At 57.9% G+C, this 13863-nt stretch carries 10 protein-coding genes and 2 tRNA genes; 2 read left to right on the forward strand and 10 right to left on the reverse strand.

The genetic code is table 11. The features are described from left to right. Positions 1 to 248 precede the first annotated feature (248 nt). The 4 genes from AAY81_RS07490 to AAY81_RS07505 all read right to left on the reverse strand — a co-directional run bounded on the left by AAY81_RS07490 (position 249) and on the right by AAY81_RS07505 (position 6683). Complete coding sequence (locus AAY81_RS07490; RefSeq protein WP_066663400.1) at positions 249 to 1748, reverse strand: ATP-binding protein; 1500 nt, start codon at positions 1746 to 1748, stop codon at positions 249 to 251. Between the two features lie 723 nt (positions 1749 to 2471). Beyond that, positions 2472 to 3818 carry a citrate/2-methylcitrate synthase gene (locus AAY81_RS07495; protein ID WP_066663402.1) on the reverse strand — a complete coding sequence of 449 codons (1347 nt, stop codon included), beginning with the start codon at positions 3816 to 3818 and terminating at the stop codon, positions 2472 to 2474. Positions 3819 to 3998: 180 nt separating this feature from the next. Beyond that, positions 3999 to 5330 (reverse strand): NRAMP family divalent metal transporter, encoded by a 1332-nt coding sequence (locus AAY81_RS07500; RefSeq protein WP_066663405.1) that lies wholly within the window; start codon positions 5328 to 5330, stop codon positions 3999 to 4001. 3 nt (positions 5331 to 5333) lie between these two features. Continuing rightward, positions 5334 to 6683: a magnesium transporter gene (locus AAY81_RS07505; protein ID WP_066663407.1), complete on the reverse strand. Its 1350-nt coding sequence runs from the start codon at positions 6681 to 6683 to the stop codon at positions 5334 to 5336. Positions 6684 to 7007: 324 nt separating this feature from the next. Here AAY81_RS07505 and AAY81_RS07510 point away from each other — a divergent pair. Continuing rightward, positions 7008 to 7084 (forward strand) — tRNA-Arg (locus AAY81_RS07510). A 616-nt stretch (positions 7085 to 7700) separates the two neighbouring features. On the opposite strand, the gene AAY81_RS07515 is transcribed toward AAY81_RS07510, so the two are convergent. Continuing rightward, a complete protein-coding gene (locus AAY81_RS07515) occupies positions 7701 to 8393 on the reverse strand; it encodes a queuosine precursor transporter (protein WP_066663410.1) in 693 nt (230 codons plus the stop codon). A gap of 505 nt (positions 8394 to 8898) precedes the next feature. Here AAY81_RS07515 and AAY81_RS07520 point away from each other — a divergent pair. Then, positions 8899 to 8975, forward strand: a tRNA-Arg gene (locus AAY81_RS07520). 96 nt (positions 8976 to 9071) lie between these two features. Here the strand turns inward: AAY81_RS07520 and queC are convergent. The 5 genes from queC to gatC all read right to left on the reverse strand — a co-directional run bounded on the left by queC (position 9072) and on the right by gatC (position 13715). After that, a complete protein-coding gene (queC, locus tag AAY81_RS07525; RefSeq protein WP_066663413.1) occupies positions 9072 to 9776 on the reverse strand; it encodes a 7-cyano-7-deazaguanine synthase QueC in 705 nt (234 codons plus the stop codon). Then, positions 9773 to 10264: a preQ(1) synthase gene (gene queF, locus AAY81_RS07530; RefSeq protein ID WP_066663418.1), complete on the reverse strand. Its 492-nt coding sequence runs from the start codon at positions 10262 to 10264 to the stop codon at positions 9773 to 9775. Before queF ends, queC begins: the two co-directional genes overlap by 4 nt. A gap of 92 nt (positions 10265 to 10356) precedes the next feature. Then, positions 10357 to 11922 (reverse strand): Asp-tRNA(Asn)/Glu-tRNA(Gln) amidotransferase subunit GatB, encoded by a 1566-nt coding sequence (gene gatB / locus AAY81_RS07535; RefSeq protein WP_066663421.1) that lies wholly within the window; start codon positions 11920 to 11922, stop codon positions 10357 to 10359. Then, complete coding sequence (gene gatA / locus AAY81_RS07540; RefSeq protein WP_066663424.1) at positions 11922 to 13409, reverse strand: Asp-tRNA(Asn)/Glu-tRNA(Gln) amidotransferase subunit GatA; 1488 nt, start codon at positions 13407 to 13409, stop codon at positions 11922 to 11924. The genes gatB and gatA overlap by 1 nt, the downstream gene beginning before the upstream one ends. Next, positions 13410 to 13715 carry an Asp-tRNA(Asn)/Glu-tRNA(Gln) amidotransferase subunit GatC gene (gene gatC / locus AAY81_RS07545; protein ID WP_066663427.1) on the reverse strand — a complete coding sequence of 102 codons (306 nt, stop codon included), beginning with the start codon at positions 13713 to 13715 and terminating at the stop codon, positions 13410 to 13412. Between the last annotated feature and the right edge of the window lie 148 nt (positions 13716 to 13863).

The following is a 13863-nucleotide window of genomic DNA, read 5'->3' on the forward strand; positions in this document are numbered from 1 at the left end:
TAGAAGCGTAGCCGGTTTTTGCGGCGCACGAAGCCGCCGCTCCCTTTTGCGAGCCCATAATGACAACCCCCTCGATCGGTGCAGCTATTGGATTTAACTGGTCTTTTACGCTGCAACTGATGTTTGGACCCCAACCTATGCGCACGCATGCATAGATGGTTAATGCTGATTATTAGCACATTTGCAGTAGCATAACAAGGGATTGCTACCCGAGGTGATTCATTTGAAACCTGGCGGTTACTATCGAACTATGCCCAGGCCGGCACGTAACGACGGAATTTAGCGCCCGATTTTTCGTTCTCGACCTTGATGAGACCCACGGTTTGGCAGTCGCGAATGAGACGAGACATGGCAAGCACGTTTTTCTGCTCGTTGGGCAGGCCAAAGCGCTCACGGAGCGTGGTGTTGCTGAACGATTCGCCCTGAGCGTAACGCAAACACGCATGCCAATACACGGCAGATTCCCTATCTGACCTGGTCATTGCTTCATATCCACCACAACGGCGAAGCGTGACCACGGTACCGCCCTCTTCGGTGCTCACCGTCTTCGGTGGCAGCATATGCGCCTCTTCGCACGCTTGGACCACCATATCCCAGCCAACACCCCACTCCTCGCAAATACCCATGTCACGAAGCTGCGTCGAGAGGGCTACGTTACGCGTTTTCGGACGGGCGTTAAGCATCTGATTAGGAGGAACGAGGCTGCTGCCCGGATTGCTGAATTCGATGCGATTGTCGTAGATGCTCACCAGCGGACCTGGCGTAAACGCCTGAATGTCCTGGTGCAACACCGAATTGACCAGCAGCTCGCGAACCGCGCGTCGAGGATATGCATGTCCCACGCGCAGGTAAACGCCGCCTTCAGCCAGATCGCCCGTGGGCGTATTGCTGGCAATGTACGCTTCGGCCTTGGGCAACGCCGTGGCATAGCCCTCGTCGAATACTTCCTGATCTGCGATTTCATATGCGCCCCGCCCGGCGAAACGCACGATGCGAATCATGCGTCGGGCCAGCTCATCAAAGGCGCTGAGCTTCGTGGCAAGCAAGAGGGCACCCATTACGGTAATGGCATACGACCCGCCTTCCTGAGCGCGGATGATCTCGCGTTCTTCCAGGTCGGCCAGCAAGGCATCTTCACCGGTGAGGTTCCCCACATACGCGAGCCCGCCATTGGTGCGCCCGCTGCGCATGAGCGCTCGATAGGCCTCGAGATTCAGCAATTCATGCAATTGACTAGGCGATACACCTTCCATGGCAACGGAGAGCTCACGATTCGGCCCTTGAACGCGATGCCATAGCTCTACCTCGCGCGGGCTTCCCACCTGCAGCTTCTTCGTCTTGTTGCCATGGCGCAGATAGGGTTTCCCATTGAAACGTACGGGATGACCTGCGGCAGCGTTGACCTTGAGCACAACGAATCGCTTACCCCACGCATCGAGCACATCGAACGAGAAGCGGGTGCCTTCCGAAAGGTTCGCCTTGAGCCAGGGAACGATCCTTTGCCCAGATGGAGACTTGGTTTCCGTAGGGCTGAACGTTGTGCCCACGAACTTATGCGAATTCGGACTAACGCCCCAGACGCAATAGCCATTGCCCCGGCCATGAAAGGCCGCGGAATTGGCGACAGCACACACGTCTTTCCCGATCTGCTGAACGTCGATTTCCGAGCCAACGAAGGCCAGCCATTCCGTATTGCTGGGATACCCCACAAGCGAATACAGAAGGTCCTCTGCATGAGTCGTCGTCACGATATAACCCCCTGCGGCGTTCCTGCACCTAGACATTTCGAGTAGATACGTGCGCAAACCCACCAGAGCCGTTCTAAGGCCCGTTTTTAGGTAAAAAGGTCTAGCACATCGTACCTACAAGGAAATAGCCCGTAGGAACGACGAGAAGGCCTTTGTATGTGCGCGGTGCACCCCACCAACCCCCGATGAGCTATTTGCGTGCGCCCATTTGCAAGTGGGATGCGGGCTATCTACCCAACCGGGTGATTGGGGCGGTTGTCATTTCAGGGACCCCAAGCACCGCGTTTGATAAATAAGCGATAGTTAAGCCACAAGTAGATGATACATTGCTGATTACTAAATGACAAGTAAAATTTGATGCAAATACTATCTCATTTCAACTATGCTTCTGAACAGGCCTTTTATCCAAATTCTTTATGAGACGGCTTCTAACATGCCGTAACCCCCACGCAGCGAATACGTACCCGTTTTTACTTAAAACATGGGCTTAGAATCGATGGATATCACAGGATTTTGTATCGTTTCATGCATGATGTTTTCATTGACAATTTCAATATTCCCTCAATTGGAAACACCCTCCCCTACCCCCTCGAAACGCAAAAAGCCCCGCGGAATGCAACCGCGGGGCATAAGAAGACTTCTTGATGCGCTTCAGGGAGCGAGAAAAGGCTTATTTACGGCCAGAACCGTCCGAGCATCTTATCGACCCAGAAACGAAGTCGTCTAGCGCTCCTGAATGGGCACGTAGGGCGCTTCGGTCTTCTGCGTACTCTTGTAAGCAGGACGAATGATGCGCTTGCCGCTTACGATCTCTTCGAAGCGATGAGCGCTCCAGCCCGCCATACGTGCGCAGGCAAACAGCGGCGTGAACAGGTCCTCCGGAATGCCAAGCATGCTATACACGAAGCCAGAATACATATCGACGTTCGCGCACATATCCTTGCGCGTACCCTTCTCGCGAAGAATGACCTCGGGAGACAGGCGCTCGATGGCTTCGAGTAACTTGAACTCAGCCTCGAATTCGGTGCCGGCAGCCAGCTCGGAAGCATATTTCTTCAGTACCACGGCGCGCGGGTCGCTCTTGGTGTATACCGCATGACCCATGCCGTACACCAGGCCACTGTGGTCATACGCCTGCTTGTTGACGATCTTTGCCAGATAATCGGCAACTTCGTCGTCATTTTCCCAGTTCGAAACGTTCTGCTTGATTTCGGCCTGCATAGCGCGCACCTTGTGGTTCGCACCACCATGCTTGTGGCCCTTCAGCGAGCCCACAGCCGCCGAATACGCAGAATACGGGTCGGTATCGGCGCTGGAAAGCAGGCGCGACGTAAACGTGGAGTTGTTGCCGCCGCCATGTTCCGCATGCAGGCAGAGCATGATGTCGAGCATGCGCGCTTCCTGGGGCGTGAATTCGCGATTGGGGCGCAGCATGGAAAGGAACGTTTCAGCAGTGCTCTGACCAGGGATAAAACGATGCATAATCATCGACTCGTGATGATAGCGCGCGCGGAGCGCATAGTAAGAAAGCACGGCGACGCGCGGAAGCTTCGAAATAAGCGAGATGGCCGTGGCGATCTCGTGCTCGTAGCTGCGATCTTCCGCATGCTCGTCATACGCATACAGCAGCAGAATGCAGCGCTGCAGGACGTTCATGACGTCGAGCGGCGTGTCCTTCATGATGATTGAAGCCGTAAAGCCATTGGGCAGGTCGCGGTTCGCATCGAGCGCGGCAATGAACTGGTCGAGGCGCTCCTGCGTGGGAAGCTTGCCCATAAGCAGCAGATACGCCACTTCCTCGTAGTTGTAGCGACGTTCGCTGCCCGCATCGCCAATAAGGTCGTAGATATTGTAGCCACGGAAGGTAAGGCGGCCATCGTCGGCGATCTTGTCGCCATCGCTCATAACGTAGCCATGTACGTTCGAGATGTTGGTAATGCCAGCCACAACGCCCGAGCCGTTGGCATTTCGCAGGCCACGCTTTACGTCGTACCTGGTGTACCACGACGGGTCAATGGAATTAATGTCCGTGAAGTGGCGGTATAGTTCCAGCTTCTGATCTTCGCCCATAAGCATCCCTTCATCTACGGCGCTCCCTTGCACCGCGCATGCCAGCGTTTCAAGCCATTCTAACCGTTTCCCGGCGCACTTTACCGCACTATAGTAAAACGCAACAATGCTACACGAAGATACAGAAAGCCCCGCTTAGAGAAACTCTAGGCGGGGCAAAAGAAGCAGGCGAATGGAGCGCTACGCTAAGCCAAGCGCCTGCATGACCAGCAGAATTACGGTAAGCACCACAACGATGGCCACCAGGAGCCACAAGAGCACCCGCATAACGGGACCTACGGCATATTTGCCCATCACATACTTATCGGCGGCGATGATGGCCATAAACGCCAGCAGAATGGGCAGGATGACGCCATTGATGAACTGAGCCATGATCATGACGCCCATTAGATCCAGGTCGGGAATAAGCACGATGGCCGCAGAGAACACAATGATGCCCGTGATGAGGCCCTTGAAGATGGGTGCCTCCTTGAAGCTGAATTCCACGCCCGCTTCCCAACCAAATGCCTCGCACACGACAAACGCGCTGGTGAGGGGCAGCACGCAAGCCGCCAGGAAGCTCGCACCCACCAAACCCACGGCAAAGAGAATCTGAGCGTACTGGCCGGCGAAGGGGACCAGGGCGCTTGCCGCATCGGCAGCGCTATCCACGTGCACGCCCGCCGGGAACAGCACCGCACCCGTAGTTACGATGATGAACCAGGCCACAATACATGCCGCCACCGATCCACTAACGGCATCGGCCCTGATGGCGAGCATTTCGTCTTCTTCCGTGCCCGTGCCCTTTTCCACGATATTGCTCTGCGCGTAGAACATCATCCACGGAGCAATGGTAGTACCGATTGTAGAGATGACCAGGCTAATGAAGTTCTGCGACTGGACGATCTGCGGCTGCACGGTAGAGAGGAATGCGCTGGGCCAATCGGGGTTCGCCATGAACGCGGCAATGATGTACGTGACGAACACGAAGGAAATAATGAGGAAGATGCGCTCGACACGCTGATAGTTACCACCGCTTACCAGCAGCCATACCGCCAACGCGGAAACGACAACCGACACCCACGTGGGGATGCCGAACATGCCGCAGCCGGCAGCAATACCCGCGAACTGGGAAAACGTGGTGCACACGTTGCCGATGAGCAGGGCCAGCATGGCCAAGGCCGTGGGACGAATGCCAAAGCGCTCGCGCACGAGGGCCGCGAACCCCTTGCCTGTTACAGCGCCCATGCGACCGGCCGTGAGCTGCACGACCACCAACAGCACGCACATGACGGGGATGATCCACAGGCAAGCGAAGCCGAATTCGGCGCCCACCGTGCTATACGTGGCAATGCCACCTGCATCGTTGCCGGCCATAGCCGTAATGATGCCCGGGCCCATGGCGGCCAGAACAACCGCCAGACGGCTTTTCTTCTTTATGGGAGAAGCAGGCGCATTTGCATCGCGCAAGATTTCCTCGCCGCGCTCAGCGCGTTCGGCCAGTACTTCTTCCGTAGTCTTGCTTGCACTCATACCCTACCCCGCATATCCCGCGATATGCAGCACCACCAGGGTGTATGCAATAAGCGCAACGATTCCGATGATGGAAAGAAGCGCACCGCGGGTGAAATTGTCGCTCTTGGTTTCCTCGACATCGTCCTCGATGACGTCGATGGCGTCGTCGAAGGTAACGATGCCCAGCATTTCGCCGCGCTCGTCGACCACAGGAATAGCCCACAAGTTGTACTTCGAAATGCTCTCGGCAACCTCGTCTTCCGATTCATCAGGTAAAACAGTAATGAGGTCGTCGCTGAACATGATGTCAGCGAGCTTCGTTTCGGGCTGGGCAAGCACCAGGCTACGCACTGAAAGCACACCTGCAAGCTTGCCGTACTCGTCGTTCACGTACAGATAGTGAATGCTGGGAAAATCCTCGGGCAGATGGCGCAGGGCTTCGATCGCATCGGCCACCGTGTCGCCAGCCTGCATGGCAACCACCTGCGTAGTCATCATGCCACCTGCGGTTTCATCGCGATAGCCCAGCAGGTTGCGAATATCGGCGGCGTCCTCCATACCCATGAGTCGCAGCAAGCGCTCGGCCTTTTCGTAAGGCAAATCGCGCACGATATCGGCGGCGTCGTCGGGCTCCATGCTGCCCAGCAGCTTACTTGCACGGGCGTCATCGAGGTCGTCGAGGGTGTCGGCCTGATACTCGTCTTCCATTTCCGAAATGGCATCGCTAGCACGCTCGTCGTCGAGATGCTCGAACACCGCAGCGCGCTGAGCAGGATCGAGCTGTTCTAGAATGTCGGCCACATCGGCGGGATGCAGCTCGTTCAAACGCGTGTGCGTAACGGAGAGCTGCACCTTCGAAAGGTCACGATCGAGCAGGTCCATGTAATTCCAGGCAATGATGTGCTCGTCGATACGCTTACCCACGAGCTTCGCGCACCCAGCGGCCGCGCGTTCGATCCAGGGGGCCAAGCCGCGAAGAATGCCACGAATGCCAACTTCAGCACCCAGGAGACGAAGCTGAGTACCGCTTTCCGACAGCTTGAGATCGTTTACGCGCACGACTTTCATGCCATGCGTGTCGACGATTTGACGGTCCATGAGGTCGCGCGCTAAGAGCACTTCCTGAGGCTGCAGATAGCTAAAGCGAATGCCCGTAGAAGGCACGGCAAGGCGCACAGCGTCGCCATCGTAGCGATCGACGTACTTGCGCCAACTAATCATGAATGGCACGTTACCTGGCCCCTTGAAAGCCAGACTCGTGACGCGAGGAAATACCTCGCCCGTTTGGATTGCCAGATCGGAGATAGATCCGATACGCTCGCCATCTTCATCGAAGACAGGGCGACCCAGCATCTGAGAAAGATAGAGCACGCTTCCTCCAAATGTCGTTTATGCGGCTGCCGCTGAGGCAGCCACGGAGGGCGTGCCGGAGCGGCTAACTACTAAGAGGTTTGGATTTTCGAACCTTCAAGTAATAACCTTCCATTGTTCCAATACATGCAGGTATGAGCATTGAGCCCCTACCTAGAGGCCGCTGCCATAATCGCGTGCCGCCTACCACCTGGCAAGACGACGTGCGGTTCGCACCCGCGCAGGAAACTGTAACAGATGCGCTTGTGAAGTGCAGCAAATATTTCCAAAAAGCGTGTTGACTCCTTTTCGCGAACTGTTAATATACCTTTTGCTGCTTCAAATGCGCCGTTACCTCAGCTGGATAGAGGGACTGACTACGAATCAGTACGTCGGGGGTTCGAATCCCTCACGGCGCACCATTTAGCATTGTAAAGCTCCTGTTCGCAGGGGCTTTTTTGTTTTCACAGACAGCACTGGGGGCATGGGCCCGTAGGAGCACCATCGGCCGGGGCCCGCCCGCATGCGCCCCGCCGGACACCCGCTCCGCTGCTCGCGTGGTTTCGGCCCCACACGGGCCGAAACCTACGCTCGTGCGCTCGCTGGTTCATGACTTTACTTTGCGCTGCCCGGGGTTGTCCGCGGATTTGCGTGAGGCCTTGCCTCCCGCTCTCCGCGGCAACCCCGGGTTCAGCGCTATTTAGTGTTTTCACAGTGGTCCTGCGGGGCGCATGCGGGCGGGCGCGACCCGTTCATGCCAATCACAGTGCCTCCTACGGGGCCCACGCCCCCAGCGCAACCCGATCGGAGAAAAGCCCGGGAACGGAGCTTGCAAGTCTGACTGAACGCGGGGATTCGAACCCCCGCCGACTTGTGGGGACCTGGGGAAAGTGTGTGAGCTGGCCGGCTGCGCCGGCGTCGCTGTCACGGGTAGGGACGATCGCGGTGGAAGCCTGGACGGAACATCGCAGACACAAATAAAACGCCCTCGTCGCGGTGACGAGGGCGTTAAAGGGCGAGCTGGCAGGTGCGCGATTGCTACGCCTCTGCTTGCTGCATGGCGCCGGAAGTGGGCATGCGACGCGTAAGAAGGTAGAAGAAAGGCGTATCGCAGGCTGCAAGGAGCAGCTTGATAAGGTACTGGCCCACCATCATGGCGCCCAGAGCGGGGAGCATGGCGGGGTCGAAGAGCCAACCGAAGCCGATGCCGAAAGCGATGCCCACAAAGACAACCGTGTCGATGATCTGCGACGTCATAGTAGAGGCGTTATTCCACATGAAGCGAAGCTTTTCGTTGCTCGTGCGCGCGAGCACATTGTCGCGGATCTTGTGGAAGACCCACACGTCCCAGGATTGGGATAGGAAGTACGCCGTCATGCTACCGATAACGAAGATAACGTTCTGGCCGAGGAGCATGTCGTAGGATACCTGCATCTCAGCATTTGCCGCAGGCAGATACTGGGTAAGCAGAATAAGGCCCGTTGCCAAAAGCTGACACACGAAACCCCAGTTTACGACCGTCTGAGCGGCCTTGCGGCCCCAGATTTCGCCGATAACGTCGGTCATGAGAAAAGTAATGGCGTAGCAGAGCGCTGCGCCCGGTAGCGTAATAGTGCTACCGAACAGGGGAATCCCCGTTTGAATGGTCTTTGCGGTCACGACGTTGCTCACCACGAGCGACACCGCGAACACCATGCCGCAAAGCATAAGGTTCTTGTTCGTCTTCTTCACTTTTCATTCCTTAGTTTTGATGTAGCTGGATAATTGCGAACAGCTGCTCGTCGAAACGAGCCTGCGAAGTATAGCACTCGCTTATGTAGGCGCTATGTGCTCCCCTCCCACTCTATGGTTATCCCGCTCGCGCATGCGCCCGGGCCCGCCATCTGGACATCGCTCCGCTGCTCGCGTGGGTAAGGCCCCGCACGGGCCTTGCCCTACGCTCGTGCGCTGCGCTGGTTCATGCTTTTATATGGTCGCTTGGCTGAGCCAAGCGACTTTTTGGTTTGCTTTCACAATGTCCTGATGGCGGACCTGGGCGCATGCTGGGACGGAGGGCAGCGGTATGACTCCATCCCGCTCGGCGCGTGGCGCCTCGCCTCCTAGCATGCGGGCGCTGTTCGCAATTTATGCGCGGGGACCCTTGGGAAGTGTCGGAAATTTGAAGGTCTGAATAAATCGGCGAAAGCCGTTGACACAAGCGGATAGAACGGGCATTATATTCCTCGCTGATTTACTTGCGCCGTTACCTCAGCTGGATAGAGGGACTGACTACGAATCAGTACGTCGGGGGTTCGAATCCCTCACGGCGCACCATTTAGCATTGTGAAGCCCCTGTTCGCAGGGGCTTTTTTGTTGCTATAAACTAACGACGCCCGGCTTTACTGCAAGTCGGGCGTCGTTTTGCATCGCTTATTCTGCGTAAGGAACGGGATCCTCGGTCCCGTTAGCACGAAAAGCGGCAATGCGATCGAGACACGTGGCACACGTACCGCAGGGGGCCTCCCCACCTTCATAGCATGACCAAGTAAGCTCATACGGCACGTCGAGCGACAGACCACGCTCGACCACCTGGGCTTTCGTGCAATTAACGAACGGCGCAACCAAATGCACGTTACCATAGGTACCCACACTGAGCGCCTCGTCCATAGCCTGGGTAAACGCGGGCGAACAATCGGGGTAGGCATCCCCCGCCGCATCATCTGCGTGAGCGCCTAGGTATATATCGCACGCCTCATCCGGGAACAAAGACATGGCTAGAGCACCCGCCGCAGAAAGCATAAGGCCATTGCGGAAGGGGACGTAGGTGTTCGGGCGACCATTCTCGTCAATCTGCTTCGCATACGTGCCATGCGGCACTTGCTGCGAGCTATTAGCCAGCATGGCACTGTCGGAATACTGCATGATACCCGCCAGATCGAGCGTGTAATGGCGCACGCCATAGTGTTTGGCTACAGCATCGGCTGCACGCAGCTCGCGATCGTGGCGCTGCCCATAGAAGAACGAGACGCTCGCCACGTTTTCAGCACCCAGCTTTTCTACCGCCAGGCCCAGGCACGTAGTGGAATCTACCCCGCCGCTAGAAAGAACGAGCGCCCGCTTCGCCGCAGGACTCATCGGGCACCATCGCCCTTGTCCAGGTCGGACAGCTGCGCAAACATGCGCTCACGCGCGATTTCCTGATAGCCGAAATCGGGATGAGCCCAGTTCGCAAACGGGTAAATGGAAATGCCTCCACGCGGATAGAACATGCCACGCACCTCGATGTACTTCGGCTCCATGAGCTTTACCAGGTCGTTCACGATAATGTTGCACACATCCTCATGAAAATCGCCATGGTTGCGGAAGCTGAACAGGTACAGCTTCAGCGCCTTGCTCTCGACCATGCGCACGTTGGGAACATAGTTAATGTAAAGCGTGGCGAAATCCGGCTGACCCGTAATGGGGCACAACGTGGTGAATTCCGGGCAGCGGAACGTGACCATGTAGTCACGATCGGGATGCTTGTTTTCAAACGTCTCCAATACCGAAGGGTCGTAATCGGTGGCGTACTTCGTGCCCTGGTTACCCAGCAGCGTGATGCCCTCAATTTCCTTTTCGCGCATATGCGCTCCTTTCAAACGCAGAGCGCGCAGCCGCGGTTATTCCCGCACGCTGCGCGCCTATCTCAATTCCGCTATCTGCGGAAACCGTTACATTAACCGAGCTTCGAGGTGAGAAGCTGGTTGATGAGCTTGGGGTTACCCTGCCCCCGCGTTGCCTTCATGCACTGTCCCACGAAGAAGCCAAGCAGACCCGTCTTTCCGCCACGGTACGCCTCGACCTTGTCGGGGTTGGCAGCGAGCACTTCGTCGACAATAGCCTCCAAGGCACCGGTGTCGCTTACCTGCTTCATGCCGCGCGCTTCCACAATGGCAGCCGGGTCGGCGTCTTCGTCGAGAATGGCCTGCAGCACTTCCTTGCCCTGCTTGCTAGACAGCTCGTCGGCTGCAAGCATGCCAACCAGTGCAACCATACGTGCGGGCGTGAGTACGCTCGCGTCAATCTGCTCGCCATTGTTCAGGCGGGCCGCAATGTCATTGATAAGCAGGTTGGCCAGGGGCTTCGCGAACTCAGGCTTGCATTCCGGCAGCGCCATGCAGTCCTCGAAGAACGCCGTGGTGGCACGATGCTCCACCAGATGACGGGCGTCGTAGCTGGAAAGGCCGAAGCTCTCCTTGAAACGCGCAGCCTTCTGATCGGGCAGCTCGGGGAGCTTGGCGCGCACGCGCTCGATGAATTCGTCGGAGAGGTCGTAGGGAGCCAGGTCGGGGTCGGGGAACATGCGATAGTCGTCGGCCGTTTCCTTCACACGCATGACGATGGTGCGCTTGGCGGACGGATCCCAATGACGCGTTTCCTGGTAGATGACGCCACCCTCTTCGAGCACCTCTGCCTGACGGCAAATCTCATAAGCCAGGCCGTCGTGCAGGCTCTTGAAGCTGTTGATATTCTTGAGCTCAGTCTTCGTACCCAGCTGCGTGGTGCCACGGCGACGCAGGCTGATATTGCCGTCGGCGCGCAGGCTACCCTCTTCCATGCTGCAGTCGGAAATGCCAATGGCAAGGAAGATCTGACGTAGCTTCTGCATAAACAGACGCGCCTCTTCCGGCGTGCGCAGGTCGGGCTTGGTAACCAACTCGATGAGCGGCGTACCTGCGCGGTTGTAATCAACCAGGCTCTCCTTCGCGCCCTCGATGCGACCTTCCGCACCACCCACGTGAATCATCTTGCCAGCGTCTTCCTCCATGTGGATGCGCTCGATGCCCACGTGCGCACGGTAGCCATCGGCCGTACGCGTGATGTTTTCGACCTGCTCGCCTTCCGCAAGCTCTTCCAGGTTGTAACGCTCGGAGGCACCGCGACCATCGACATCGAGGTCGAGCCAGCCACGCATGCAGAAGGCCTTGGGGCCCTGCGTGGTCTGGAAGTTCTTGGCCATGTCGGGATACATGTAACCCTTGCGATAGAACATCGTGTGCTTTTCGATATCGCAGTTCGTGGCCAGGCCAGCCAGCACGATGTTCTCGATAGCAGCCTTATTGGGCACCGGCAGGGCACCCGGCAGGCCCAGGCACACCGGGCAGGTATGGGTATTGGGTTCTGCGCCGAATTCCAGCTTGCAGCCACAGAACATCTTGGTTTCCAGCTTGGTGAGCTCACAGTGCACTTCCAGGCCGATTACGGCTTCCCAGTCGCGCAGCACTTCTTCCATGCTCTTCATTAGCGACCACCCTCCTCTTCAGCGAACGCAGGCGCCACGGGAGCGGGGCCATAGATGGATTCAAGCGCGGAAGCTACGCGCAGCATATTGGCATCATGGAACGCCGGGGCGATAAGCTGAGCGCCCACCGGCAGGCCCGTGTCCTCCCCCAGCCCGATGGGCATGTTCATGCCGCCATTGCCAGCAATGTTGATGCTGATGGTGAAGATATCGGACAGGTACATGGTGGTGGGGTCGCTTACCTCGCCGAACTTGAAGGCAGTACGGGGAGACACCGGCGCGAGGATGCAATCGACCTGCTCGAATGCACGCGTGTAATCCTGCGTGATGAGCGTACGCACCTGCTGCGCGGGATAGTAGTACTTGTCGTACACGCCCGAGGAAAGCAGGTAGCTACCCAGCATGATGCGGCGACGTGCCTCGGGACCAAAGCCCTTCGCGCGGCTCGCCTCATACTGGCTGCCCAGATCGTGATGACCGGGGTCGCGATACCCGTAACGCACGCTGTCGAAGCGAGATAGATTGCTAAATGCCTCGCACGGACCCAGCACGTAATAGGCGCTCATGGCCGCCGCAGCGTTGGGAAGCTCGACTTCCACCAGCGTGGCGCCCGCGGCTTCCAGCTTGGCAGCTGCGGCCTCGATGGCGCTGCGTACTTCCGAGGTAAGGCCCTGAGCCTGCATGAAGGCGGGCACGATGCCGATGCGCATGCCCTGCACGCCCTGCTCGAGGTTGGCCGTGAAATCGATGGTGCATTCCTGGCTGGTGCAATCGAGGGGATCGCGGCCGGAAAGCGCATTGAGCGTAAGCGCCGCATCGCGCACGTTGCGCGCGAAGGGACCCACCTGATCGAGCGAGCTGCCGAAGGCGACCACGCCGTAACGGCTTACCACGCCATACGTAGGCTTCACGGCAACGACGCCGCAGAAGCTGCCGGGCTGGCGGATGGAGCCACCCGTGTCGCTACCCAGCGTGACACAAGCCATGCCCGCGGCCACTGCAGCCGCGCTACCGCCGCTACTTCCACCGGGAACGCGCTGCAGATCCCAGGGGTTCTTCGTGGTACCGAAGGCGCTCGTTTCCGTAGAGCTGCCGAACGCGAACTCGTCCATGTTCAGCTTGCCCAGGGGCAGGCCACCCGCATCGAGCACGCGCTGCACGCACGTGGCCGTGTAGGGCGACACGTAGTTTTCGAGCATGCGGCTAGAGCACGTGGTATGAGTACCCAGCTGGTTCATGTTGTCCTTGAAGGCAACGGGCACGCCAGCCAGGGGACCCAGCTCGTCGAAGGTGCCCGCGGCGATGGCGGCATCCACGCCGCTTGCGGCTTCGCGCGCAGCGTCGGCCGTTACTTCCAGGAACGCGTTCACCTGAGCGTCGACGCGCTCGATGCGCTCGAGCGAGCTATCTGCAATCTCGCGGGCGGAGAACTCACCCGCACGCAGACCCGCCTGGATTTCGGCGATATTCATGCTAGAAAACGACATTTAGGCCTCGCCTCCCAGAATAGAGGGGATGCGGAAGGAGCCATCCTGCTGCAGGGGCGCATTAGAAAGCGCCTGTTCCTGCGTGAATCCGGGCACCTCCACGTCTTCGCGCATCACGTTGGAAAGATCGCCAATGGGATGGAACGTAGGCTCCACGCCGTCCAGGTCGTATTCCGTGATGGGCTTCAAGCTCTCGATGATGGCATTGAGGTCCTGCGTCATCTGCGGAAGCTCTTCATCGGTTAGCCCGATGCGCGCATATTCCGCAATGGCGCGGACGTCTTTTTCCGTGACATGCTGGGTCATAGATGTCCCTCCGATGCAAATTACATTCGGTGGAAACTATAGCAAAGAGGGCAGCCCAACGCCGCAAATCCAGCGAATCGCCCCAATGTAAGCGCCTTGCGCAAACGCAATGCGGTGCGCCCGGCAAAAGCAGGGCGCTCAAACGGCG

The organism is Denitrobacterium detoxificans, assembly GCF_001643775.1.
In the GTDB taxonomy this organism is placed as follows: Bacteria; Actinomycetota; Coriobacteriia; order Coriobacteriales; family Eggerthellaceae; genus Denitrobacterium; species Denitrobacterium detoxificans.